The following is a 24,767-nucleotide window of genomic DNA, read 5'->3' as shown; positions in this document are numbered from 1 at the left end:
TCGTTGTTCTTCCTACTGAATAATCGAAGGTAGCATTTTACTATTCATTTTTGGTAAGGTGGAAAAAAGGAGTGATGTTTTTTGAACTATTCAGCACAATATTTTATTCAACAACTAAATTTAGCCGAACATCCTGAAGGAGGCTATTATATTTCTTCATTTCGGGCTGCAGAAGATATTGCAGTAAGAGATGTTCAGAGACCTATTTATACGAGTATTTATTTCTTACTTCGCTCACAGGACATTTCACATCTACATCGTTTGCAGTCAGATGAGCTATGGTATTACCATGCCGGTAGTCCGCTTACAGTCCATATGATTTTTCCAGATGGAACATATGAAGCGAAGAAGCTTGGCTTGAACGTAGAAGCGGGGGAGATACCACAAATTGTGGTCCCTAAAAATACGATATTTGGATCATCGGTGGAGGAAGCAGATACGTTTAGTTTAGTGGGATGTATGGTTGCCCCAGGCTTTGACTTTGAGGATTTCGAATTGTTTACACAGGACGAGCTTTTAGCAGATTACCCTCAGCATGAGGCTGTAATTCGTAAAATGGCTTACCAAACGATTAAATAATAAATAAGCCGTCTCATTCATTGTGAGACGGCGTTGTTTGTTTACCATAAAATTTCTTCCGGATAGCTAAGCTGCATTTGGATGGCGTGTAAAGGTTGTTTCGTGGCAATCGCGGCTTCCATTAGGAGTGATTTAAGTGCTACATATTCATGATCCTCTACAAGTAAGCGTAATGCAAATGCAGCTAGCTGAGCTTTACGTTCTTCTTTATTTAATTGGATATATTCTAAATTCAGAACATCCACATACTGTGTGGCGAAAAGGAAGGTTAAAGGGCTTTTTGCCTGTAGCATTGTTAAAAAGACTCCATAATCCTCTTCTTTCACTTCCTGTTCTAAACAATCTGCAATAGCAGCTTGAAATTTACGAATCGTCGCTATCTCATGATTCCAAATAGATGCATTGTTTATTGTCAGGTGTAGATCGATGAAATCGTTTAAAGCGATAGCGCTAAAGATAATTTCAGGCCAAAGAATATCTGTAGCGAAATAGATGTTTTTATTGGGGAAAATAAGTTCATGTTGTGTGAGGGTGTTCTTGTTAACACCGTTACTCACAAACTCTAGTTGGTGTTCCCCAAGCATAGCATGTCTCAGTTTATAGCAAACGCTTAAAATACGGAGTCGAGGACCTTGATAATCATAGTATTTATTGGCATCACCAGTTACTTTGTAAATAGCGTTGATTAGCTCATCTAAATCCCAAAAATCTCCGCAAATTTGTACACCTGTTAACTGTTCTGTGCTTTGAATGGAAATCATCGTCCTCGCCCTCCTCTTATACTTATTTTGGTGTGTAATTCAGTAGTTTGAATAGCTCTGCCTGCTCTTTATCAGTTAGGTCCCGCCATTGGCCTACTTTTAAATTTCCAAGCTTAATATTCATAATACGAATACGCTGTAGACGCTTTACCGAGTAGCCAAGAGCTGAACACATCCGGCGTATTTGACGATTTAAGCCTTGCTCCAAAATGATTTTAAAAACTTTGTCTGAGATCTTTTCAACATAACAAGGTAAGGTCGTTGTATCTAGAATATCTACACCTGCGCCCATCTTGTTAATAAATTGCTCTGTTATAGGTTTATCTACTTGAACAATATATTCTTTTTCATGATGGTTTTCAGCGCGAAGAATTTTATTGACGATATCGCCATCATTAGTTAATAACAATAGCCCCTCCGATTCCTTATCGAGACGCCCAATATGAAAAATTCGTAAAGGATGATTTACAAAATCAACGACATTGCCTTTTATATGGCGTTCCGTTGTGCTTGTTATGCCGACCGGCTTGTTTAAAGCTATATAGACAAGCTTTTGTTCTTTCTTTACCTCTTTTCCATCAACGCAAACAATGTCGCCATTCTCAACCTGACTTCCAACTGTCGCAGGTTCGCCGTTAATTGTAACTTTTCCTTCGGCTATCCACTTATCAGCGCCACGACGTGATATAATGCCTGTTTCACTTAAATATTTATTAATACGCATATTGTTCTCCTAAATCTAATATTATTTTTAAGTATACCTTAACGTTATACAAACCGTGAATTCTATATACTTTTCTAGTAAAAATAAATTGTTTGAAAAATTTTTAAAAAGTTGAAATTATTATTTGTTTCTGACAATATATTAGATGAGAGGATTTCTATGAAAATATGGTTATTTCGCTATAAAATAATGTTTTTTGTAGATAGTCTCATTAAATTGTGTAAAGGGGAGAAGTAAAATGGTTTATGCATTTCCAAACACTGAAGGATCGGTCGTTCAATTCAAACAGAAATATGATAATTATATTGGTGGCGAATGGACACCTCCAGTGAAGGGTCAATACTTTGATAATGTCACTCCTGTTACTGGACAAGTTTTTACACAAGTAGCACGTTCCACAGCTGAGGATATTGAACTGGCACTTGATGCAGCACATGCTGCTAAAGATGCGTGGGGAAAAACATCACCGACAGAACGTGCAAACATTTTACTTAAAATTGCGGACCGTATCGAGCAAAATTTAGAAAAGCTAGCCGTTGCCGAAACATGGGATAACGGTAAGGCGGTACGTGAAACTTTAAATGCAGATATCCCTCTTGCCATTGATCATTTCCGTTATTTTGCTGGAGCTTTACGTGCTCAAGAAGGCTCTGTAAGCCAAATCGATAACGATACAGTTGCTTATCATTTCCATGAGCCAATAGGGGTAGTGGGTCAAATTATACCTTGGAACTTCCCGTTATTAATGGCTGTATGGAAGCTTGCGCCAGCACTAGCTGCTGGAAACTGTGTCGTATTAAAACCTGCAGAACAAACACCAGCATCCATTATGGTGCTTGTGGAACTAATAGAAGATTTATTACCATCAGGTGTCATTAATATTGTGAATGGTTTTGGTTTAGAGGCTGGGAAACCGCTTGCATCTAATCCACGTATCGGTAAGATTGCTTTCACTGGTGAGACGACAACTGGTCGTTTGATTATGCAATACGCGTCTCAAAACCTGATCCCAGTTACATTAGAGCTTGGTGGTAAATCACCTAATATCTTCTTTGAGGATATTATGGATAAGGACGACGAATTTTTAGATAAAGCAGTCGAAGGTTTCGTATTATTTGCTCTGAACCAAGGGGAAGTATGTACATGCCCTTCACGTGCAATTATTCAAGAATCTATTTATGATAAATTTATGGAACGTGTACTACAACGAGTAGAAGCTATTAAAGTTGGTAATCCGCTTGATCCAAACACAATGATGGGAGCGCAGGCTTCAAGCGAGCAACTGGAAAAAATCCTTTCTTATTTAGATATCGGTAAGCAAGAAGGTGCAGAATGTCTAATCGGTGGGGAGAAAAATAATGTAGGGGAAGGCTTTGAAAATGGCTACTACGTTAAACCAACTGTCTTTAAAGGACATAATAAAATGCGTATTTTCCAGGAGGAAATTTTTGGTCCTGTTGTAGCTGTTACTACGTTTAAAACGAAAGAAGAGGCATTAGAAATTGCGAATGATACACTGTATGGCTTAGGTTCAGGTGTTTGGACAAGAGATATTAATACAGCCTATCGCTTCGGTCGTGAAATAGAGGCAGGTCGTGTTTGGACAAACTGCTACCATGCTTATCCTGCACATGCTGCATTCGGTGGCTACAAAATGTCAGGCGTTGGTCGTGAAAATCATAAAATGATGCTATCTCATTACCAACAAACGAAAAATTTATTAGTTAGCTATAGCGAAAATAAACTTGGTTTCTTCTAATCCATAGGGAGGTGCATGAGCGTGATTGAACGTGTATTAGCCACGGCAGAAGCGCTGGCACTCATCGAGCTATTAAAAGAGAAGCATGGGCCTGTTATGTTTCATCAATCAGGCGGATGCTGTGATGGTTCTTCCCCTATGTGTTATCCAGACGGAGACTTGCTATTAGGTGATCAGGATATATGTTTGGGCGAAATAGGTGGAGCTCCATTTTATATGCATAAAAATCAATATGATTATTGGAAACATACTCAAATCATACTGGATGTAGTGGAAGGTAGAGGTGGGATGTTTTCATTAGAGGGCGTTGAAGGAAAACGTTTTTTAACAAGATCGAGAGCCTTCACATCAGAGGAGTTACAGGAGCTAGGATTAATATAACGAGTCATTTGTACAGCGGCAAAAAACTTTGCCGCTGTCTTTTTGCATTAATTTTTAGAAAAAAGGGTATGTAAAGCTATATTGTTAGACGAATTTCGTAAAAATAAAAATAGCTGTAAACGTTCTTTTAAGGTCACGGTAAATATTAACTTCCGAGTGGTTTTTGCGATCAACAGTAGTTCCTCCTTTCGTATTTGTTTAATATTTCCTATTAAATCAAAAAAATGGGGTAACATATATTAAATTAAGTTTACTTTTTATGTTAATTGTTACAAATGGGATGAATCTTTCTCGCATTATGTAACGTAAAATGGGAAAAGGAGCGTGCTAAATATGGATTACGTGATGATAGAAAATCAATTTACAAATACCGTAGAAGATGTTTCGAAGGCTGCGGGATGGACAGTGGATCGTAAAATTGTTTTAGCTATAGCTAGTACGTTTGTTGCGTCAGGGAAAACATTTGATGCGGTCCAATACAAACATATTTTACAGGAAATGAAGAAGCAATCCTCGTGGATGTCTCCCTTAAGAACTACGGTAGGCTATAGCATAGCTGCTAATTTAATGGAGCATGCGGATGCTGAAAAAGCAGTAATGAATTTATTAACGAATGTGAATGCATTAAAGGAAGCGAAATTTAGAAGCGGTAACTTTAGTTATATTGCTGCTCAGTTTTTGACAGAGGACGAAAAGGATAAAAACGCGCATGCATATGCAGCTAGAGCTTTATTTGATGCCATTCGTAAACATCATCCATTTTTAACATCCTATGAAGATATTCCATACGCTGTGTTACTAAGTAGTCCATCTGATGATGTGGAAATACGTGCAGAAACGATGAATCGCTATTATAAAGAATTACGAACATATAATTTTAATGCAGGAAATGAGCTGCAATGGTTGTCACAAGTATTAACCTTCTTATCTCCACAATTTGATCGTCAACTAGTGCCCAATGTCGTGACCATTCGAGATGTGCTTAAAAATCAAGATGTCAAAGTAAAGGCCATGCATTATCCCTTACTTGGATTTTTAGCCTTACTAGATCTTACTCATCACCAATTGCAAGAAGTTATACATTTATATCATGAATTAAAGGATTTAAAATTATTAAAATGGCATCGTGAATTTGTTCTCTTTATGGCTGTACAAATCGCCATTTATGATATGGCGAAAGTACAAAAATCACTGTCTATGACGATTATGTCATCTATTGAATTATTAATTCAAGCTCAGCATGCTGCAATGATAGCGGCAGTTAGTGCAGCCGCTATTGCATCGAGTTCGAGCTCTTCGTGATAGAATGAGGGAGAACAATTATTGGAGGTGCATTTGAAGGATGAAGGAAACAAAACTGTGGATTAACGGTCAATGGCAAGATGCAAAGGAAAGCTATGAGCTAAAATCACCATATAGTGGTGAGGTGATTGCTCAAGTGGCAAAGGCATCTATACAAGATGTGGAGAGAGCAATCGATGGTGCACAGCAAGCATTCCTTTCGTTTAAAAAGACGACAGCCTACGAGCGTGCCGAAATTTTATATAAAGTTGTCGATTTAATGCGACAACGAAAAGAAGAATTTGCAGAGATTTTAGCGTTAGAGGCAGGAAAGCCTTTGACGGCAGGGTTAGCGGAAATTGATCGTACCATTGCCACTTATCAATTTGCAGCAGAGGGTGCCAAACAACCAAAAGGCGAAACTGTACCGATGGATGCGGCACCTGGAGCAGGAGATCGTATAGGCTGGACAAAGAGAGAGCCATTGGGGGTAATTTCTGCTATTACACCGTTTAATTTTCCGTTTAATTTAGTGGCCCATAAATTAGGGCCGGCATTTGCAGTAGGTAATACAGTTGTTTTAAAGCCAGCAACTCAAACACCATTAAGTTCTCTCGTTATGGCAGAGATTTTCCGTGAAGCAGGTTTGCCAGATGGAGCGTTGCAAATTGTGACAGGAAGTGGTGGTGAGCTTAGCGATACTTTGGTTACACATCCTCACGTCAAAAAGGTGACGTTTACAGGCAGTGGTAAAGTTGGATTAGGCATTAAAGAAAAAGTTGGTTTACGTAAAGTAACTTTAGAGCTTGGTTCTAATGCAGCTGTCATTGTCGAACCATCGACGCCTTTTACTAAAATTATAAGTCGGTGTGTGAGCGGTGCCTTTAACTTTGCTGGACAAGTATGTATTTCGTTACAACGCATTTATGTACATTCTTCTATTATTGATGAATTTACGGAGGCATTTGTTGCGGAAACTAAAAAGCTTGTAGTAGGAGATCCTTTAGATAAAAACACAGATGTAAGTGCTATGATCAACCCGAATGAGGTTGGACGAATTAAAGAGTGGATTGAAGAAGCACAGGCACAAGGAGCAGTTATTGCAACTGGAGGAGTATTTACAGAACGGACGTTAACGCCGACTGTTATGACGAATGTGACGGCTGATATGAAAATTGTTTGTCAGGAAACTTTCGCGCCAATCGTCTCAATTGTTTCATATGAAACATTAGATGACGCAATTCGACTTGTCAATGAGTCGGACCTTGGCTTAAATGCAGGTATTTACACGAATGTATTACCAGATGCCTTATATGCAGCCGATGAATTACAGGCAGGTGCTGTCATTATAAATGATGTTCCGACATTCCGTGTAGACAATATGCCATATGGTGGTGTGAAGATGAGTGGCTATGGGCGAGAGGGAATTAAATGGGCCATTGAGGAAATGACAGACATGAAATTTATTACGATGAAAAAATCGTTCTAAATTTGCATAAGCTCTTTTTCTACGATACGATGACGAAAGAACATACATGAAGGGAAGTTACAAGAAATATGACAAACAATGCTGTACCCATGAGCCAATCACGTACGGTTCAATCACGTCTCGTATTACCTCCAGACACAAACAATCACAATTCCATTTTCGGTGGAAGAGTGTTAGCTTATATTGATGAAATTGCTGCTATTACAGCGATGAAACATGCGAAGGGACTTGTAGTCACAGCTTCAATAGACTCAGTTGATTTTTTATCGGCTGCCCATGTAGGAGATATTCTTGAAATTGAAAGTATAGTTTCCTCTACAGGACGTTCTTCAATGGAGGTTTATGTTCGCGTTATTTCTCGCAATATAGAGACTGGTGAGGAAAAATTAACGACAGAATCCTTTGTAACAATGGTTGCAGTAAATGAAGAAGGAAAACCGGTACCTGTACCTGCCATTTATCCTGAAACAGATGAGGAAAAACGTTTATTTGAAACAGGGCCTGCAAGACGAGAGCATCGTAAACAAAAGCGTGCATTGCCACATTAAGGTTAAAGGGAGCTCCACCGCTTTAGGTGAAGCTCCCTTTGTTATATTACATATTCAATTCATTAACTACATTAATAAGTGAATCAGAAGAAGAGGAAACAAGTGTAGCCCCTTGTGATAGCTCAGTAATTAAATTAGAAATGGCTGAAATATCTCTAGATGTATGAACATACTGTTGTTGAATGCCGGATACGGCATCAGCTATATCATTAAATGATTTAGATAGGTTTTCTTGCGTATTGACGCTATGTTGAATTTTTTGATCAACATTAATAACTGAATTTGCCATTGTTGTAATATTACTTTCAGTTTCTTTAATGAGATGTGACACATTTTGCACGGCATTTTTCGTTTCTTCAGCAAGCTTCCGTACTTCCTCTGCTACTACCGCGAAGCCTTTTCCATGTTCCCCTGCTCGAGCTGCCTCAATAGACGCATTTAAAGCTAATAAATTTGTTTGATCAGCAATGCCCGTGACAAGTCCTACAATCTCAGAAATTTTTTGAGAGGAGGTACGTAACTGATTCATAGTTATCTCAAGGCTGTTGACACTTTGTAAAATAACTTGGATTAAATCATTTTGCTCTTTCAGCTGATGTTGCCCACGTCTTGATTTCTCCTGTGTATCTGCAACGAAGCTTAATCCCTGCTTGGTTGCCTCTGCAATATCATCCGTTTGCGAGGAAATGACTAACAACGATGCAGCTGTCTCTTCACTAATGGCGTTAAGCTCCTCAGCTGTACTTTGAATTGTCGTAACAAGGGCGTTTTTCGTTTGATCAGCGGCTGTTCGAATACGATCTTCCTCTTTTTCGTATGCCTCGATCACAAGCTGTTGCTCAAAATTAATGATTTTGCAAAACGCGTTAATTGCACGAATGGCATCATGCTTTGAGATATCCACTTCATTCACAAAATTTGTGAACGTAGAAGTAAGGGATTGGAAGGATGCTATATACCATTTGGATTGTAAGCCAATTCGAACATGGGTTTCAGCAATGGCTTTTCTTTCAGCGATATAGGCGTCATTAATATGACTTTCAAAAATATCGCTTAAATGCTTATGTAACGTAACTTTTAAACGATCTATATGCGAGGTTCTATTAATAATGTCTACTAAATCTTGGCTCAAGCTAATGGCTGCATAAAATTGCTCCACCATTGCAGGAATTAGATCCTTAGCTAACGGTTGTAGTTGCTTAATAATGGCTAAATCCTCAATTGTTAAATTTAAAAGCTGTAATTGCTTTTGAAGGTTTGGATGACTTAAAACATCTAATTGTACATGGCCCTTAAAATTTTCAGGTGTTAATGTAATTGAGTAGCTGGAACTGCTGTTTTTTGAAAACCAACTCATTATTGTTTGCTCCATTCTTAATATCCATAATAATTGTGAGTAAAATGCACTTCTGAATTTGTTAGGTCTGTAAATTTGATAAATAATTGGTATTAAATCTATTTTACTATTATTTGCTGAATATTTGGTTAAAAATTTGGTTATTTCTTTATTTTTTTACTTTATTGGCAGTCCGATTAGTGAGGCGAAGTAAATTTGAATTTAAATTGGGAAACCTGTAAAATACGAACTGTTTAAGGTGAGAAAAATTGAACGTGAAAGATTATAGGAGGAGGTACTATATGGAGAAAAAACGCTTTAAATTCGTTATTCCAGTCATGGTCATTGTTGCAATAGGTTCCGTTTACATGCTACGAAACTACTATGCGGAAGTACCACATATTGAACAGCTATTAATTACAATTTGCGCCGCTCTAGGGTCAGGGGTTTTAGCATACTTTTTATTCCCACAGCAGGGTGACAATAAAATTGACGACCGAGGTCCTTACTAATAGTAATAAATGAAGCTGCTCGTTTGATTGTTAAACGAGCAGCTTTTTGTGGGAATTAAGGCTTAAATAATTTAAACCAGCCTTTATGTTTAAAGATAGTAAGCATAGCGATTACAACAATAATCATAATACCGAGGACAATAAAATAGCTGTATCGTCCATGCAGCTCGGGCATATTATCAAAGTTCATCCCATAAACACCAGCAATAAAGGTTAGTGGAATGAAGATCGTTGAGACGATTGTTAGAGTCATCATTATGCCGTTCATGCGGCTTGAGCTCATAGCCATATAGCTATCTCGCATATCTGCTGTCAGCTCTCGATTTGATTCAACCATTTCTGTCAGTTTAAGAAGATGGTCGTATATATCTCCAAAATAAGCTCTTTCAGATTTGTTTAATGAAAAGCGGTAAGAATTAAGTACTCGATATAAAAGGTCACGCATTGGTAAAATGGCACGCCGCAAATCGAGCAAATCACTACGAAACTCGAAGACAATCTTCATGGCATTTACATTGCTTTGGTATGTAAGCTCGCCTTCAAGTGCATTTAAATGATCTTCAATTTTATAAACAAGTGGAAAATAACTATCAACGATTTTATCAATGGTTTGATACGTTAAGTAGACTGTGCCACGTTCCCAGTTTTTTGGCTGGCTTTCTAACATCTTTTGTACCTTTTCAATTTCGGGAACTGGGTTCTTATGGAATGTCACAATATACTTATTTGAGGCAAAAATATTAACCTCTTCTGCAGCTAAGGTCAGCTCGTTTAATCGATGAATGACGAAAAAATGGAAATCGTCATAAAAATCGAGTTTGGGTCGTTGTAATCGCATTAAGCAATCTTCAATAGCTAGTGGGTGAAAATGAAAAAATGAATCTAGCAAAGATTCTTCCTCTGCAGTAGGGCAATTAAAATCGACCCAGTACCATTCGAATTCTTGTTGATGTATGGATTCCAAAGGGAAATCTTTTAGTAATTGTTGTTTTTTTGTAATGCCAATGGTGCTTATCACAGCTTTCACCTCAAAGTTTTTACTACAAAATATATTTAATGTTCTTCTTTAAAGCATACCCATCCACCAAACAAAGTAGTGGCAAAAAATCGAGAAGGTTTTATAAAACCTGCTTCTTGTAATAATGTTAAAATCGCTTCCTCGGGCATAAATGACAGGGCCCGGATGGATTTTTCCATTTCTGCAACATCAGCTACGGAAAGCTTTGTATGTTGGAGCCAATAGGAACGCCATAAATCGAATTGCAGTTCCGTTTCAATAGTACCGGGTTGACCGTATTTCGAAACTAGGACAAACGGTGCGCCAGGTTGTAAATGGTTCCAAATTTCTTTTAAGGTCGATAGCTTATCTTCATAGCTTTGAATAAAATGAAGGACGAGTACACAACTAGCTGCATCAAATTTTATAGCAGGTAGATGGGTATCCAGCAAGGTTCCTTGATAGAATGACAGATCATTCGGTAAAGATTGGAGACGCTCCTTTGCTATATCAAGCATGGATTCTGACGGATCAATACCTGTAAATGACCAACTTGGTCTTCCATCTGCTAGCTGTAAAATTTCATTGCCACTACCTGCACCAACAACCAATATATCCGCATGCTCATGTAATGTGGAACGATAAAAAGTTTGTATTAAACGAAGCATTGCATCATAGCTTGGTAGAGTACGGCGAATCCCCTTTTCATATTCATTTGCTAATGTGTGGTTGAATTCCATTTCTCATCACGACCTTTCAAAAATTTTTAAAAAAACTCACTTTAAATTGAAACTATTACGGGTATAGTTCCGTAAATAGTAGTACATAAAACGATAGATAACGTATAAAGAAAGGGTTGATATATATGGAGAGTAAATGGTCTAAAGTAATCATACACGCAAGTTCGTTTTTTGCGCCATGGTTAGTTCCCATTATCTTCTTTTTAGTTAGTTCGGATGAGGAAGTGAAGGCAATTTCTATTCAAGCTATTCTTTTCCAACTTGTCATGGCAATTTTACTTGCTGTTTCTGGATTCTTAAGCATTTTCATTATTGGCATTCCATTTTTAATTGTTTTCGGTATTATGCTATTTGTAGTACCAATTATCGGTATCGTCAAAGCATTAACTGATGAGCCTTGGCGTTATCCAATTGTAGGTCGTTGGGTATAATTTTTATAGACGCAAGTATATGCTAGTTGCATATTCTTGCGTTTTTTCTATGGATAAAAAGGGTACATTAGGTGTAGGAAGCAAAAAGATATGCTCGATAACGACTAATTAGTGCTATTTTCTACGCTTGAATATAGTTTTTTAGCCTTTTCATTTTTCTCTAGGCGAAATCATTGCAATTATTTTCAAGCGTTTTGTATAATATACTCAAAGAAAGTCAAAGATAGTCAAAGTCAGTGAAGCAAGCGAGGTGTATTCCTAAAATGCGTAATATATCAGACATCATAGAAGGTTACTTAAAGCAAGTACTTGAATTAGGTGGAGAAGGGCATATTGAAATAAAACGTAGTGAAATTGCAGACAAATTTCAATGTGTACCATCACAAATAAATTATGTCATTAATACAAGATTTACCGCCGAGCGAGGTTACCTTGTGGAGAGCAAGCGAGGTGGTGGTGGATACATTCGAATTTTACGTGTCCGCGCGAATTCACAGATTGATTTAATCGACGATGTTCTCCAGCATATTGAAGGTGGAGCATCGCAAACAATGGCAGAAGATTTAGTATATCGACTTATCGATGAGCAGGTAATTTCAAAGCGAGAAGCGAAATTAATGTTAGCAGCAATTGATCGCTCAACAATCGATTTACATCTCCCTCTAAGAGATATAATTCGTGCAAAAATATTACGGGCGATGCTGACAACTATAAAATATGAGCAACAGAAATAGTGAGGTGATGGAAATGATATGTGAACATTGTAAACAACGTAATGCGACAGTTACTGTAACACAAGTTCAAAATGGGCAAAAGGTGGAGCACCATTATTGTGACGTCTGCGCCTCACAGTTCCATCCATTTCATGCAGAGTTTAAACAAGAGCCAGTTTCCATACAACAGTTATTATCAAACTGGTTTGGCTCACCTACATGGCAAAAGGTAGGAGAAAAACAACAAACACAGCCACAACAGCAAACATGCCCACAATGTGAATTTACGTATAAGCAATTTTTAAAAGAAGGTAAGTTTGGTTGCCCAAGCTGTTATGACACTTTTAGTGAGCATTTACCTAAGCTCTTTAACCGCATACAGGCGGGCCCCCAACATATTGGGAAAATGCCTGGTGCCCATAGCAATGTGTATGTCATTAAAAAGCAAATAGAGGATATCCGTAAACGTATGAAGTTCGCTGTAGATGAAGAGCAATTCGAAGAGGCAGCAAAGCTTCGAGATGAAGTCAAAGAGCTTGAGAAGCAGCTACAATTTGAAGGTGGTGATGTGTCTTGATAATTGAATCATTTTTAGAGCGTGCGACACCTACTTGGATGGGTATCGAAGACGATTATTCTGATATTGTCATTAGTACACGAATTCGCCTTGCTCGAAATTTAGATGGCTATCGTTTTCCACTATCGTTTTCAGAGAACGAGGCTTTACAGGTGGAACAGGCAGTTACACATGCAGTAAGCGATAGTCCAACCCTTCAAAATGATTATGCATATTTTGCTATCAATGATCTAACACCTTTACAACGTCAAATTCTTGTAGAAAAGCATTTGATTAGTCCGCAGCTTGCCAAAAAAGAGCAGGTGGGCTCCGTGCTTCTGTCACAAGATGAATCCGTGAGTATTATGGTGAATGAAGAGGATCATTTACGCATTCAATGTATGACAGCGAGTTTCCAGCTTCAAAATGCCTATGAACAAGCGAATAGAATTGACCGTATTCTAGAGAAGGTATTACCTTATGCTTTTCGAGATACGTTTGGCTATTTAACAAGCTGTCCTACGAATATTGGTACTGGGCTACGAGCATCTGTGATGATGCATTTACCTGCTCTTACGTTAACGGGACAGATGAATCAAATTATAAATGCGATGACACGCCTAGGTATGACCGTAAGAGGTATATATGGTGAAGGAAGCGAAAATTTAGGTAATGTTTATCAAGTGTCCAACCAAATTACACTTGGAAAGACAGAAGAAGATATTTTAGCAGATATACAAAGTGTTGCTGAAAAAATTATCCAAAAAGAACGGCACGCGAGAGGTAGATTGATGGAAAAGGCCGAGCTGGCTTTAGAAGATCGAGTTTATCGAGCTTTAGGTACCCTTACGTATGCAAGAATTTTAACGAGTGAGGAAGCGGCTACCTGTCTTTCGAATGTTCGTTTAGGAGTCGACCTACAGTTGATTGACGGTATACTCGCAACAACTTTAAATGAGTGTGTCGTCAGTATGCAACCAGGTTTTTTACAGCATTATGCAGGTGAGGCATTACCGCCTGCTGAACGTGATCGTGTACGAGCTGAAATGCTTCGTGAGGCATTATTTCAAACACACACGAATAAGCCTAATAATGGGGAAAAAGGAGAGGATTTATATGATGTTTAATCGTTTTACACAACGCGCGCAAAAAGTATTACAGCTTGCTCAGGAAGAGGCTATTCGTTGGAAGCACGAATCCATTGGTACAGAGCACATTTTATTAGGGCTTATACGTGAAGGCGGCGGTATTGCTGCAAAAGCGTTAGAAGCTATTGATATTAGTCCTCAAATGATTGAAGCTGGTATTGAAGAATTAGTCGGTAAAGGGAAAGAAGATGTTGGTCCAATAGTTCACTATACGCCACGAGCGAAAAAAGTAATTGAACTATCGGTTGACGAATCACGTAAATTAGGTCATTCGTATATCGGTACTGAGCATTTACTGTTAGCACTTATACGTGAAGGTGAAGGTGTAGCAGCTCGCGTCTTAAATAATGCAGGTGTAGGCTTAAATAAAGCACGTCAGCAAGTTTTATTATTATTAGGAAATAATGATAACGCGCAGTCTGGTCAACAAGCGGCACAAGCGGCGAATACCCCAACATTAGATAGTTTAGCCCGTGATTTAACGCAAATTGCCCGTGAAGGTACGTTAGATCCTGTTATTGGTCGAAGCAAGGAAATTACACGTGTTATCGAGGTATTATCGCGTCGTACAAAAAATAACCCTGTCCTAATTGGTGAGCCAGGTGTTGGTAAAACAGCAATTGCTGAAGGGTTAGCACAGCAAATTATTAATAATGAAGTACCAGAAATTCTTCGAGACAAACGAGTGATGACGCTTGATATGGGAACTGTCGTTGCTGGTACAAAATATCGTGGTGAATTTGAGGACCGTTTGAAAAAGGTAATGGATGAAATTCGCCAAGCCGGCAATATCATTTTATTTATTGATGAATTGCATACTTTAATCGGTGCAGGTGGTGCAGAAGGTGCGATTGACGCATCAAATATTTTAAAACCGTCCTTAGCCCGTGGTGAGCTTCAATGTATCGGTGCGACAACGCTTGATGAATATCGTAAATATATTGAAAAAGATGCAGCATTAGAGCGTCGTTTCCAACCGATCCAAGTGGATGAACCAACGGTGGAAGAAGCTATTCTCATTATTCAAGGTTTACGTGACCGCTATGAAGCACATCACCGAGTGAAAATTACAGATGAAGCAATTGAAGCAGCGGCAAAAATGGGTGATCGATATATTTCAGATCGCTTCTTACCGGATAAAGCAATCGACCTTATCGATGAAGCGGGTTCAAAGGTTCGCTTACGTTCATTTGCGGTGCCACCAAACTTAAAGGCACTTGAAGATAAGCTTGAAAATGTTCGCTCGGAAAAGAATGCTGCTGTATCAGGTCAAGAGTTTGAAAAGGCTGCAGCACTTAGAGATACTGAGCAAAAGCTTAAAGATGAGATTGAAGCTACACGCAAGAATTGGAAAGAAGAGCAAGGCAAGGCCGAGTCCAAAGTGACTGTAGATGATGTTGCAGCAGTTGTATCGATGTGGACAGGAATTCCTGTAGCTAAAATCGCTTCTGAAGAATCTTCGAAATTATTACAACTTGAAGAAGAGCTACACAAACGCGTTGTAGGGCAAGGCGAAGCGGTAGAAGCTATTTCACGTGCGATCCGTCGTGCAAGAGCGGGCCTTAAAGATCCAAAACGACCAATCGGTTCATTTATTTTCTTAGGTCCTACAGGTGTTGGTAAAACAGAGCTTGCAAGAGCACTTGCTGAAGTGATGTTTGGTGACGAAGATGCTATGATTCGTGTCGATATGTCTGAGTACATGGAGAAACATTCGACTTCTCGTTTAGTAGGTTCGCCTCCAGGCTATGTAGGCTTTGACGATGGTGGTCAATTGACTGAAAAAGTCCGTCGTAAACCATATTCTGTTGTCTTACTAGATGAAATTGAAAAAGCACACCCTGATGTTTTCAATATTCTACTGCAAGTTCTTGAAGATGGACGATTAACGGACTCTAAGGGTCGTGTAGTAGACTTCCGCAATACAGTAGTCATTATGACTTCAAATGTTGGCGCGGATGCACTTAAATATCAAAAAAGTCTTGGTTTTAATGTTGGTGGCGCAGATTCTAAACATAACGATATGAAGAGTACGATGCTTGAAGAATTGAAAAAAGCATTCCGCCCAGAATTCTTAAACCGTATCGATGAAATGATTGTCTTCCATTCATTAGAAAAAGAGCATTTAAAAGAAATCATTGCGATGATGGGGAATGCTCTAACAAAACGTTTGAAAGAACAAGATATTTCACTAGAATTAACCGATGCAGCGCTTGAAAAAATCGCACAGGAGGGCTATGACCCTCAATACGGTGCACGTCCACTACGTCGAGCACTACAAAAACAAGTGGAAGACCGATTATCAGAAGAATTACTAAAAGGTAATGTGGAGAAGGGTAATCATGTTGTCATTGATTATGTAAACGATGAATTTATTGTGAAGAAAAAAGAGGGAGTTTCTATCTCTAAATAATTTCGAACGAAAGACAGTGAGGCATTAAGTGCCAAGCTGTCTTTTTTTTTGTACAATTAATATAAGAACAAATATTCGAGGTGAAAGAAAGTTGGCAAAGAAAAAAACGAAATTTGTATGTTCAGGCTGTGGCTATGAATCAGCAAAATGGATGGGAAGATGTCCAGGGTGTGGGGAATGGAATAAGATGGTGGAGGAAGTAGAAGTGATTGCGAAAGGACCACGTGGGGCTTTCCAGCATTCTGCTACTGTTACTCAAAAGGCAATCCCTATCATTCAGGTGGAGGCTAGTGAAGAGTCCCGTGTAGCGACAGAAATGGGCGAGCTGAACCGTGTATTAGGCGGCGGTATTGTGCCTGGCTCTCTAGTATTAATAGGTGGTGATCCAGGGATTGGGAAATCCACTTTATTACTACAAGTTTCAGCCTTGCTCTCTAATAAAGGTCATCGTGTGCTGTATATTTCTGGTGAGGAATCTATCCGTCAAACGAAGCTACGTGCGGAGCGTTTGGGGGTAATTTCACAAGAGCTGTATATTTATTCTGAAACAAATCTTGAGTTTTTGAATCAAACGATTGAGGAAGTACAGCCGAAATTTGTCATTGTTGATTCCATACAAACCGTCTTTCATCCAGAGGTAACAAGTGCGCCAGGTAGTGTCTCACAGGTCCGTGAGTGTACAGCTGAGCTTATGCGAATTGCTAAGACAAAAGGAATTGCGATCTTCTTAGTTGGGCATGTTACGAAAGAGGGGCAAATAGCAGGGCCTCGTATTTTAGAGCATATGGTGGATACAGTCCTGTATTTTGAAGGGGAAAGGCATCATAATCATCGTATTTTACGAAGTCAAAAGAACCGCTTCGGCTCTACAAATGAAATTGCTATATTCGAAATGCTACAGGGTGGGCTAAAAGAGGTTTTGAACCCATCTGAGCTGTTTTTACAGGAGCGTTCACAAGGAGCTGCGGGCTCCACGATTGTTGCCTCAATGGAGGGAACAAGGCCAATTCTCGTTGAAATTCAGTCGCTCGTAACGCCTACCAGCTTTAATTACCCTAAGCGGATGGCAACAGGGGTTGATCAAAATAGAGTGCAATTACTGATGGCCGTACTTGAAAAGCGTATGGGTCTCATGCTACAAGCGCAGGATGCATATATTAAAGTTGCTGGTGGTGTGAAATTGGACGAACCCGCCATCGATTTAGCTGTTCTGACAAGCATCGTTTCTAGCTTTAAGGATCAGGCTGTGCGAGCAACGGATTGCTTTGTTGGTGAGGTAGGTCTGACAGGAGAGGTGCGCCGAGTATCCCGTATTGAGCAACGTGTCATTGAAGCAGCGAAGCTTGGTTTTAAAAGAGTATTCATTCCTACATCCAATATAGGTGGATGGGATTTTCCACAAGGGATTGAAATTATCGGGGTAGAAACGATAAAGGATGCATTAAATGCCTGCTTTAGAGAGTTATAGGAAAAACCATGCATGTTAGATATTATTCTGACATGCATTTTCCTTCATTTTTGAAGGAAAAAGAGGAAACTCAAGTAAAGGGATAGGCGTCCTAGTTAATGCATGGTGAAGGTGAGATGGAAAATAGAGATTAAATAATGATAATTTGATGGGCTGATGAAGGATTTTCTACAGTAAACTATGTATAATCTTAACTAACAATAGGAGGTGACAGCTTGTGAAAAAATTTGTTCAAATTGCTTTTTTACTGATTGGAGGAGCGTTGGGCCTTGTTTTCTTACCGCCATTATACGAATTGCTTCATTTATCATCTAATCCTTGGCTTGATAATCCTTACGTATCAGTAGCATTAGGAGCGCTTTTACTGTTTACATTGTCATTTGCGTTTTCCGATTATTTTGTGAAGCTCATTAGCTGGATGGAAGAGGTCCTGTTTAAGGTCCCTGTCGGAGATTTATTATTCGGTACGCTTGGCCTAATAATAGGGCTAATTGTAGCGTATTTCTTAGGCTTTGCTATTAATAGTGTGCAGTTCCCCGTTGTTACAGAGGTGCTCCCTATTATCCTGTCATTTGTATTAGGATATTTAGGCTTCCGTCTAGGTTTTAGAAAAAGGGATGAATTAATACAGCTTTTTACTTTACGTAGTAATCATACGAAGAAAAAAGCTGCTGAGGGTGCTGAAATTCCAGAAGTGCGAGGAAGTTACAAATTGTTAGATACAAGTGTCATTATTGATGGTCGTATCGCAGATATTTCTGAAACAGGATTCATCGAAGGGGTTCTAGTGGTGCCTCAGTTTGTCCTTACAGAACTTCAGCATATTGCCGATTCTTCAGATACATTAAAGCGTACAAGAGGTCGTCGAGGTTTAGATATATTAAAAAAGTTACAGGATGAACGTAAGACAAATGTAGAGATTACAGATGAGGATTTTGAGGATGTGCAAGAGGTAGATTTAAAACTTGTACGACTGGCAAAAAAAATGGGTAACGATACTCAGATTGTCACAAATGATTTTAACCTTAATAAAGTCTGTGAGCTACATCATGTGAAAGTATTAAATATAAATGACTTAGCGAATGCCGTAAAACCTGTCGTGATTCCAGGTGAAGATATGCAGGTGGTAGTTATTAAGGATGGGAAAGAGCATAATCAAGGGGTCGCTTATTTAGACGATGGTACGATGATTGTTGTGGAAGGCGGTCGTAGCTATATAGGACAGGCCATAACAGTAACAGTAACGAGTGTATTGCAGACGTCAGCAGGTCGTATGATATTTGCGAAGCCGAAGGACGATTAGGATGTGAAAAAATGCAGTATGAAGTAGTTTTACCTGCCGCAGGAAGCGGTAAACGTATGGGGGCAGGACAAAATAAATTATTTTTAAAACTTTTAAAGAAGCCTATACTGATACACACGTTAGAGGTCTTTCAACAAGATCCCTTTTGCACAGGTATTTGGCTAGCGGTAAAACCGGAGGAGCGTATCTATATTCAAGAATTACTCGATGAATATCGCATTACGAAAGTCAAAGGTTTACCTGATGGTGGGGCTGAACGACAGCATTCTGTACATTCATGTATGAAGGAAATGCAACAGGTAGACATTGTGCTTGTTCATGATGCGGCACGGCCTTTTATTACACATGATATTATTGCAAATCTTGTTCAAAGTGCCCACGACTTTGGTGCAGCTATTGCAGGTGTCCGAGCCAAAGATACAATGAAAAAAGTTCGAAATGGTGTCATTGAGGAAACGGTAGATCGCGACAGCCTATGGATGATTCAAACGCCGCAAGCCTTTCGGTTTGATTTAATTGTTGAGGCAGAGGATGTTGCTGAAAAAGTAGGTTTTCTTGGTACCGATGAAGCGATGCTAGTCGAGCGTCTTGGTCACACGGTGCATATTGTAGAAAGCAGCTACGAAAATGTAAAAATGACGACACAAGAGGATTTACTATTCGGAGAAGCTATTTTACGAAAACGCGCATTGCAAATAAACGAATAGTTATTAGTTTAAACATCTCATTAGTGATAGTTGCTAATGAGATTTTATATTGATGTAGCAAGAAATGACGAAGAGGATATGCTTGTTTTTTAGCTGTCGTTCAAATCCCTGTTGTAATAATGGACCGCGACATCAATGCGAATAATGATGTGTTAGCTTGAAAAAACTAGAAGCAATCACACCTAGTGGTAAGGTGTAATGGATCTAACGGTACAAGAAAATGCTCACTAATTGCTATCAGCTCAATTTCCTAGGAAATATGTTAAAATGTGAGGGTATAGTAGTGAGTAAATAGATAACAGTGAAGGAAGGTGAATGAGACTGCATTATAGGCAATCTAGGAGTAATAAAATCCACATGTATTGCTAACGTAGTCTCTCTATCATATGTTTCGAATTGGACAAGGTTTTGATGTACATGCATTTGAAGAAGGGCGTCCATTAATTATCGGTGGTATTACTATTCCACATGAAAAAGGATTAGTTGGACATTCAGATGCAGATGTTTTATTACACACAGTGACAGATGCAGCGCTAGGAGCAATTGGAGAAGGAGATATTGGACGTCATTTTCCAGATACGGATCCAGCTTTTAAGGACGCGGATTCAGCTAAATTATTAGAATACATTTGGAAAATTGTTGAGGATAAAGGATATATTCTAGGCAATGTCGATTGTACAATTATGGCTCAACGACCGAAAATGGCACCATATATTGAGCAAATGCAAAATCGTATTGCAGAATTGTTACATGCTGAGCCGTCACAGGTAAATGTCAAAGCGACTACAACTGAACGTCTAGGTTTTACCGGTCGTGAGGAAGGTATAGCAGCGATGGCAACGATTCTTTTGATGAAGAAATAAATGTGAGTGAACTCCGCTTTTATTTCCAGTTACAGAGTGGTAAAATGAACAAAGTCAATTTTGATCGAAAATTTAGGAGGCTTTTAATATGACGAAAGAAGTTCGCGTTCGTTACGCGCCATCTCCAACAGGTTTTTTACATATCGGTGGGGCGCGTACAGCATTATTCAATTATTTATATGCAAAACATCATAACGGTAAATTCATTGTACGTATTGAAGATACGGATATTGAACGTAATGTAGAGGGTGGAGAAGCATCTCAGCTAGATAACCTAAAATGGTTAGGTATTGAATATGATGAGTCCATTGATATAGGTGGACCTTATGCGCCTTATCGTCAAATGGAGCGTCTTGATATTTATAAAGAGCACGCTGAAAAGCTATTAGAGCAAGGTGCAGCCTATAAATGCTTCTGTTCTTCAGAAAAACTGGAAGCATCTCGTGAGGAACAAAAAGCGAGAGGTGTAGCAGCTCCTACTTATGATGGTACATGCCGTCATCTATCTGCTGAGGAAGTTGCTGCTAAAGAAGCAGCAGGTGAGCCATACACAATTCGTATGCGCGTACCAGAAAATGTAACGTATGATTTTGAAGATTTAGTCCGTGGACAAGTTACATTTGAATCTAAAGACATTGGTGACTGGGTAATTGTAAAAGCAAACGGAATTCCAACGTATAACTATGCTGTAGTTCTAGATGATCACTTCATGGAGGTTTCTCATGTTTTCCGTGGTGAAGAGCATTTATCTAATACGCCAAAACAAATGATGATTTTTGATGCATTTGGTTGGGAGTATCCACGCTTCGGTCATATGACATTAATTATTAATGAAAACCGTAAAAAGCTATCAAAACGTGATGAATCCATTATTCAATTTGTCACTCAGTATAAGGATTTAGGGTATCTTCCAGAAGCAATGTTCAACTTCTTTGCTTTACTTGGCTGGTCTCCAGAAGGGGAAGAGGAAATTTTCTCTAAAGAAGAATTTATTAAAATCTTTGATGAAAAGCGTCTTTCTAAATCACCATCTATGTTCGATAAACAAAAGTTGACATGGATGAATAATCAATATATTAAAAAACTATCTTTAGAAGAAGTGGTTGCTTTATCTTTACCACATTTACAAAAAGCTGGACTCTTACCAGAGGAACTTACAGCGGAGCAACATGCATGGGCAACGGATTTAATTGGGCTTTACCATGACCAAATGAGCTTTGGTTCAGAGATTGTTGAATTATCTAGCCTATTCTTTAAAGACCATATTGAATATGATGAAGAAGCTAAAGCTGTTTTAGCAGGAGAACAAGTACCTGAGGTAATGGCTGCATTCAAGACGCAACTTGAAGAATTAGAAGAATTTACGCCAGATGCAGTAAAAGCAGCTATAAAAGCTGTGCAGAAAACAACAGGTCATAAAGGTAAAAATTTATTTATGCCAATCCGTGTTGTCACAACGGGTGAAACACATGGACCTGAGCTCCCAAATGCTATTTGCTTAATTGGTAAAGAGAAAGCAATTGATCGTGTAGAAAAATTTGCGCAATAAATAGAAATTCATTGACAATTGATTCGTTCGTTGTAAAATGTATTTACATTGGTAAAGCGTTGATAAGGAGAAGTAAGTGGCGCATGCTCTAAAGAGAGGACCATCACCGGCTGAAAGTGGTCTGAGTCTAGGCAAAACTGAAATGCACCTTTGAGCATAAAGCTGAACTATAGTAGGCTTTATCGATTCGTTCTCGTTAAAGAACGTCCAGAGTGGGAGGCTTTTTGCCTTCAATCAGAGTGGAACCACGCAAATTCAAGCGTCTCTGTCATTCCTTTTAGGGATGATAGGGGCGTTTTTTATTTTATCTTCATTCATTGATGAAGAGGGAGGCATTTCAAACAAACATGCCACATCATCTTAGGCAGAGAATTCTACAGAAAATTGACTACAGTGACAGCTCTGTGTGAAGGATTTCTAGGAATTTGAGCAAGACCAACATAAAAAGGGGGAGTTTTTGTGTTTAAAAGGATGAAAGAAGATGTGGAAACCATTTTTGAAAATGATCCAGCAGCGCGTAGTGTTTTTGAAGTGATATTAACATATTCCGGTTTGCATGCCACATGGGCACATCGAGTGGCTCATTGGTTCTTTAAGAAACGTTTTTATTTCATGGCTCGTGCCATTTCACAAATAAGCCGCTTTTTTACTGGTATTGAAATTCATCCTGGCGCGAAAATTGGCCGCCGCTTTTTTATCGACCATGGAATGGGTGTTGTCATTGGTGAGACATGTGAAATTGGTGATAACGTTACATTATATCAAGGTGTAACTCTAGGGGGTACAGGGAAAGAAAAGGGGAAACGCCACCCTACATTAGAGGATAATGTCCTTGTAGCAACAGGGGCTAAAGTATTAGGTTCTATTACAGTTGGCGAGAATAGTAAAATTGGTGCGGGGTCAGTTGTTTTAAAAGAGGTGCCGCCAAATGCCACCGTGGTCGGTATACCTGGTAAAATAGTGATTAAGGATGGAGTTCGTCTAGAGAAAAAGCTAGATCATCAAAATATACCTGATCCTGTGGAAGATCGCTGTCAAGCTTTTGAGAAGCAGATCATTGAATTAAAGCAAGAAATTGAACGCTTACAAAAGGAGAGAGAGACACAATGAGTATTCAAATTTTCAACTCATTATCACGACAAAAAGAAACCTTCGTGCCGCTAGAAGAAGGCAAAGTGAAAATGTATGTCTGCGGTCCTACCGTTTATAACTATATCCATATCGGGAATTCACGTCCTGTTATAGTTTATGACACAGTACGTCGCTATTTCCAATATAAAGGCTATGATGTAAAGTTTGTATCCAACTTTACGGATGTAGACGATAAAATTATTAAGGCTGCCAATGAGCTTGGTGAAGAAGTGCATGAGTTAACAGAGCGCTTTATTGCTGCGTACTTTGAAGATGTTACTGCATTAGGATGCAAAAAGGCAGATGTTCATCCACGCGTTACGGAGCATATGACTGATATCATTCAGTTTATCCAAATCTTAATTGAAAAAGGCTATGCTTATGAGTCAGCAGGTGATGTATATTACCGCACGCGCAAGTTTAATGGCTATGGTAAATTATCACATCAATCAGTGGATGATTTAAAAATTGGTGCACGTATTGAAGCTGGCGAGAAAAAAGATGATGCATTGGATTTTGCTTTATGGAAGGCAGCGAAGCCAGGAGAAATTTTCTGGGAAAGTCCTTGGGGCAATGGCCGTCCTGGGTGGCATATTGAATGTTCTGTAATGGCTCGTGAGCATTTAGGAGATACTATTGATATTCACGCTGGTGGACAGGATTTAACTTTCCCACACCACGAAAATGAAATTGCACAATCAGAAGCTCATAATGATAAAACATTTGCACGTTATTGGATGCATAATGGTTATATTAATATTGATAATGAAAAGATGTCTAAATCTCTTGGGAATTTTATTCTGGTGAATGATATTCGTAAACAAATTGATCCACAAGTACTACGGTTCTTTATGTTATCGGTACATTATCGCCATCCCATTAATTTTGCGAAGGATTTAGTAGAGGCAGCTGCAGCTGGCTTAGAGCGCATTCGTACAGCCTACAACAATGTGAAGCATCGCCTTACGACTACGGTAAGCTTAGGCGATCACTCAGATGAGTGGCTTAATAAAATTACTGAACAAAAAGCGCAATTTGAAGAGGCAATGGATGATGATTTTAATACTGCTAACGGAATTTCGGTATTATTTGAGTTAGCTCGTATTGCTAATATTTATTTAAACGAAACGAATACTTGCAAGAAAGTGCTAGAAACTTTTATTGAAACTTTTGAAGTACTAGGTGACGTCTTAGGTATTAAATTTGCAAAAGAAGAGGAATTATTAGACGAAGAAATTGATGCATTACTACAAGAACGTGTAGAGGCACGTAAAAATCGTGATTTTGCTCGTTCTGATGAGATTCGTGACCATTTGCAAGCCCAAGGTATCATTTTAGAAGATACGCGACAAGGAACTAGATGGAAACGAGGGTAATT

The 24,767-nt window shown here is 38.8% G+C and carries 24 protein-coding genes and 1 other annotated feature; of the genes, 19 read left to right on the top strand and 5 right to left on the bottom strand.

The genetic code is table 11. From position 1 onward, the window contains the following. Positions 1-81 precede the first annotated feature (81 nt). On the top strand, positions 82-579 hold the full coding sequence (locus MKY80_RS22655; protein ID WP_089986408.1) for a cupin domain-containing protein: 498 nt from the start codon (positions 82-84) through the stop codon (positions 577-579). Positions 580-620: 41 nt separating this feature from the next. On the opposite strand, the gene MKY80_RS22650 is transcribed toward MKY80_RS22655, so the two are convergent. Both MKY80_RS22650 and rluF read right to left on the bottom strand, forming a co-directional pair. After that, on the bottom strand, positions 621-1,340 hold the full coding sequence (locus MKY80_RS22650; RefSeq protein ID WP_096365621.1) for a hypothetical protein: 720 nt from the start codon (positions 1,338-1,340) through the stop codon (positions 621-623). Positions 1,341-1,362: 22 nt separating this feature from the next. After that, positions 1,363-2,064, bottom strand: a complete 702-nt coding sequence (gene rluF, locus MKY80_RS22645; RefSeq protein ID WP_036121681.1) for a 23S rRNA pseudouridine(2604) synthase RluF — start codon at positions 2,062-2,064, stop codon at positions 1,363-1,365. 238 nt (positions 2,065-2,302) lie between these two features. Here rluF and adh point away from each other — a divergent pair, with 238 nt between their 5' ends. The 5 genes from adh to MKY80_RS22620 all read left to right on the top strand — a co-directional run bounded on the left by adh (position 2,303) and on the right by MKY80_RS22620 (position 7,522). Continuing rightward, on the top strand, positions 2,303-3,823 hold the full coding sequence (gene adh / locus MKY80_RS22640; protein ID WP_069483192.1) for an aldehyde dehydrogenase: 1,521 nt from the start codon (positions 2,303-2,305) through the stop codon (positions 3,821-3,823). A gap of 21 nt (positions 3,824-3,844) precedes the next feature. Further along, entirely contained in the window at positions 3,845-4,204 is a 360-nt protein-coding gene (locus MKY80_RS22635; RefSeq protein WP_036121675.1) for a DUF779 domain-containing protein, read from the top strand. Positions 4,205-4,537: 333 nt separating this feature from the next. Next, entirely contained in the window at positions 4,538-5,506 is a 969-nt protein-coding gene (locus tag MKY80_RS22630) for a DUF4003 family protein (RefSeq protein WP_089986406.1), read from the top strand. A 40-nt stretch (positions 5,507-5,546) separates the two neighbouring features. Further along, positions 5,547-6,974 carry an aldehyde dehydrogenase family protein gene (locus MKY80_RS22625; RefSeq protein WP_036147902.1) on the top strand — a complete coding sequence of 476 codons (1,428 nt, stop codon included), beginning with the start codon at positions 5,547-5,549 and terminating at the stop codon, positions 6,972-6,974. A 68-nt stretch (positions 6,975-7,042) separates the two neighbouring features. Continuing rightward, on the top strand, positions 7,043-7,522 hold the full coding sequence (locus tag MKY80_RS22620) for an acyl-CoA thioesterase (RefSeq protein ID WP_089986405.1): 480 nt from the start codon (positions 7,043-7,045) through the stop codon (positions 7,520-7,522). 46 nt (positions 7,523-7,568) lie between these two features. Here MKY80_RS22620 and MKY80_RS22615 read toward each other — a convergent pair whose 3' ends face one another. Then, positions 7,569-8,879 carry a globin-coupled sensor protein gene (locus MKY80_RS22615; RefSeq protein WP_090002642.1) on the bottom strand — a complete coding sequence of 437 codons (1,311 nt, stop codon included), beginning with the start codon at positions 8,877-8,879 and terminating at the stop codon, positions 7,569-7,571. Positions 8,880-9,160: 281 nt separating this feature from the next. Here MKY80_RS22615 and MKY80_RS22610 point away from each other — a divergent pair, with 281 nt between their 5' ends. Further along, positions 9,161-9,370, top strand: coding sequence for a hypothetical protein (locus MKY80_RS22610; protein WP_008180623.1), 210 nt, complete (start codon positions 9,161-9,163; stop codon positions 9,368-9,370). A gap of 55 nt (positions 9,371-9,425) precedes the next feature. Here MKY80_RS22610 and corA read toward each other — a convergent pair whose 3' ends face one another. Both corA and MKY80_RS22600 read right to left on the bottom strand, forming a co-directional pair. Further along, positions 9,426-10,388 carry a magnesium/cobalt transporter CorA gene (corA, locus tag MKY80_RS22605; protein WP_025116470.1) on the bottom strand — a complete coding sequence of 321 codons (963 nt, stop codon included), beginning with the start codon at positions 10,386-10,388 and terminating at the stop codon, positions 9,426-9,428. A 35-nt stretch (positions 10,389-10,423) separates the two neighbouring features. Beyond that, positions 10,424-11,107, bottom strand: a complete 684-nt coding sequence (locus tag MKY80_RS22600; protein WP_089986403.1) for a class I SAM-dependent methyltransferase — start codon at positions 11,105-11,107, stop codon at positions 10,424-10,426. A gap of 125 nt (positions 11,108-11,232) precedes the next feature. Here MKY80_RS22600 and MKY80_RS22595 point away from each other — a divergent pair, with 125 nt between their 5' ends. From MKY80_RS22595 to cysS, 12 genes are all read left to right on the top strand, one after another. After that, complete coding sequence (locus tag MKY80_RS22595) at positions 11,233-11,538, top strand: DUF4870 domain-containing protein (protein ID WP_008180618.1); 306 nt, start codon at positions 11,233-11,235, stop codon at positions 11,536-11,538. Between the two features lie 263 nt (positions 11,539-11,801). Continuing rightward, entirely contained in the window at positions 11,802-12,272 is a 471-nt protein-coding gene (locus MKY80_RS22590; protein WP_025116468.1) for a CtsR family transcriptional regulator, read from the top strand. A gap of 13 nt (positions 12,273-12,285) precedes the next feature. Next, a complete protein-coding gene (locus MKY80_RS22585; protein WP_025116467.1) occupies positions 12,286-12,828 on the top strand; it encodes a UvrB/UvrC motif-containing protein in 543 nt (180 codons plus the stop codon). Further along, entirely contained in the window at positions 12,825-13,934 is a 1,110-nt protein-coding gene (locus MKY80_RS22580) for a protein arginine kinase (protein WP_089986402.1), read from the top strand. The genes MKY80_RS22585 and MKY80_RS22580 overlap by 4 nt, the downstream gene beginning before the upstream one ends. Continuing rightward, on the top strand, positions 13,924-16,368 hold the full coding sequence (locus MKY80_RS22575; protein ID WP_008180611.1) for an ATP-dependent Clp protease ATP-binding subunit: 2,445 nt from the start codon (positions 13,924-13,926) through the stop codon (positions 16,366-16,368). Before MKY80_RS22580 ends, MKY80_RS22575 begins: the two co-directional genes overlap by 11 nt. Positions 16,369-16,459: 91 nt before the next feature. After that, positions 16,460-17,836, top strand: a complete 1,377-nt coding sequence (gene radA, locus MKY80_RS22570) for a DNA repair protein RadA (RefSeq protein ID WP_008180607.1) — start codon at positions 16,460-16,462, stop codon at positions 17,834-17,836. Between the two features lie 217 nt (positions 17,837-18,053). Next, positions 18,054-19,139 carry a PIN/TRAM domain-containing protein gene (locus MKY80_RS22565; RefSeq protein WP_008180605.1) on the top strand — a complete coding sequence of 362 codons (1,086 nt, stop codon included), beginning with the start codon at positions 18,054-18,056 and terminating at the stop codon, positions 19,137-19,139. An 11-nt stretch (positions 19,140-19,150) separates the two neighbouring features. Continuing rightward, complete coding sequence (ispD, locus tag MKY80_RS22560) at positions 19,151-19,846, top strand: 2-C-methyl-D-erythritol 4-phosphate cytidylyltransferase (RefSeq protein WP_171365827.1); 696 nt, start codon at positions 19,151-19,153, stop codon at positions 19,844-19,846. A 386-nt stretch (positions 19,847-20,232) separates the two neighbouring features. Then, entirely contained in the window at positions 20,233-20,709 is a 477-nt protein-coding gene (ispF, locus tag MKY80_RS22555) for a 2-C-methyl-D-erythritol 2,4-cyclodiphosphate synthase (protein ID WP_008180601.1), read from the top strand. A gap of 88 nt (positions 20,710-20,797) precedes the next feature. Then, entirely contained in the window at positions 20,798-22,258 is a 1,461-nt protein-coding gene (gltX, locus tag MKY80_RS22550; protein WP_342531293.1) for a glutamate--tRNA ligase, read from the top strand. Positions 22,259-22,308: 50 nt separating this feature from the next. Then, positions 22,309-22,528, top strand: a binding site (T-box leader). A gap of 189 nt (positions 22,529-22,717) precedes the next feature. Beyond that, positions 22,718-23,368: a serine O-acetyltransferase EpsC gene (gene epsC / locus MKY80_RS22545; RefSeq protein ID WP_036121638.1), complete on the top strand. Its 651-nt coding sequence runs from the start codon at positions 22,718-22,720 to the stop codon at positions 23,366-23,368. Continuing rightward, positions 23,365-24,765, top strand: a complete 1,401-nt coding sequence (cysS, locus tag MKY80_RS22540; protein WP_008181852.1) for a cysteine--tRNA ligase — start codon at positions 23,365-23,367, stop codon at positions 24,763-24,765. The genes epsC and cysS overlap by 4 nt, the downstream gene beginning before the upstream one ends. Positions 24,766-24,767 lie beyond the last annotated feature (2 nt).

It is taken from the genome of Lysinibacillus sp. FSL R5-0849 (assembly GCF_038595075.1).
In the GTDB taxonomy this organism is placed as follows: Bacteria; Bacillota; Bacilli; order Bacillales_A; family Planococcaceae; genus Lysinibacillus; species Lysinibacillus fusiformis.
Note: the sequence above shows the minus strand (reverse complement) of the source record. Positions and strands in the feature narration are given on the sequence as shown.

Coding starts and splice junctions, on each gene's coding strand:
- MKY80_RS22630 (WP_089986406.1), top strand. CDS start 4,538: ATGGATTACGTGATGATAGAAAATCAATTTACAAATACCGTAGAAGAT.
- gltX (WP_342531293.1), top strand. CDS start 20,798: ATGACGAAAGAAGTTCGCGTTCGTTACGCGCCATCTCCAACAGGTTTT.
- MKY80_RS22585 (WP_025116467.1), top strand. CDS start 12,286: ATGATATGTGAACATTGTAAACAACGTAATGCGACAGTTACTGTAACA.
- adh (WP_069483192.1), top strand. CDS start 2,303: ATGGTTTATGCATTTCCAAACACTGAAGGATCGGTCGTTCAATTCAAA.
- ispF (WP_008180601.1), top strand. CDS start 20,233: ATGTTTCGAATTGGACAAGGTTTTGATGTACATGCATTTGAAGAAGGG.
- MKY80_RS22615 (WP_090002642.1), bottom strand. CDS start 8,879: ATGAGTTGGTTTTCAAAAAACAGCAGTTCCAGCTACTCAATTACATTA.
- MKY80_RS22575 (WP_008180611.1), top strand. CDS start 13,924: ATGATGTTTAATCGTTTTACACAACGCGCGCAAAAAGTATTACAGCTT.
- cysS (WP_008181852.1), top strand. CDS start 23,365: ATGAGTATTCAAATTTTCAACTCATTATCACGACAAAAAGAAACCTTC.
- rluF (WP_036121681.1), bottom strand. CDS start 2,064: ATGCGTATTAATAAATATTTAAGTGAAACAGGCATTATATCACGTCGT.
- MKY80_RS22595 (WP_008180618.1), top strand. CDS start 11,233: ATGGAGAGTAAATGGTCTAAAGTAATCATACACGCAAGTTCGTTTTTT.
- MKY80_RS22610 (WP_008180623.1), top strand. CDS start 9,161: ATGGAGAAAAAACGCTTTAAATTCGTTATTCCAGTCATGGTCATTGTT.
- MKY80_RS22650 (WP_096365621.1), bottom strand. CDS start 1,340: ATGATTTCCATTCAAAGCACAGAACAGTTAACAGGTGTACAAATTTGC.
- MKY80_RS22620 (WP_089986405.1), top strand. CDS start 7,043: ATGACAAACAATGCTGTACCCATGAGCCAATCACGTACGGTTCAATCA.
- MKY80_RS22590 (WP_025116468.1), top strand. CDS start 11,802: ATGCGTAATATATCAGACATCATAGAAGGTTACTTAAAGCAAGTACTT.
- MKY80_RS22625 (WP_036147902.1), top strand. CDS start 5,547: ATGAAGGAAACAAAACTGTGGATTAACGGTCAATGGCAAGATGCAAAG.
- ispD (WP_171365827.1), top strand. CDS start 19,151: ATGCAGTATGAAGTAGTTTTACCTGCCGCAGGAAGCGGTAAACGTATG.
- MKY80_RS22600 (WP_089986403.1), bottom strand. CDS start 11,107: ATGGAATTCAACCACACATTAGCAAATGAATATGAAAAGGGGATTCGC.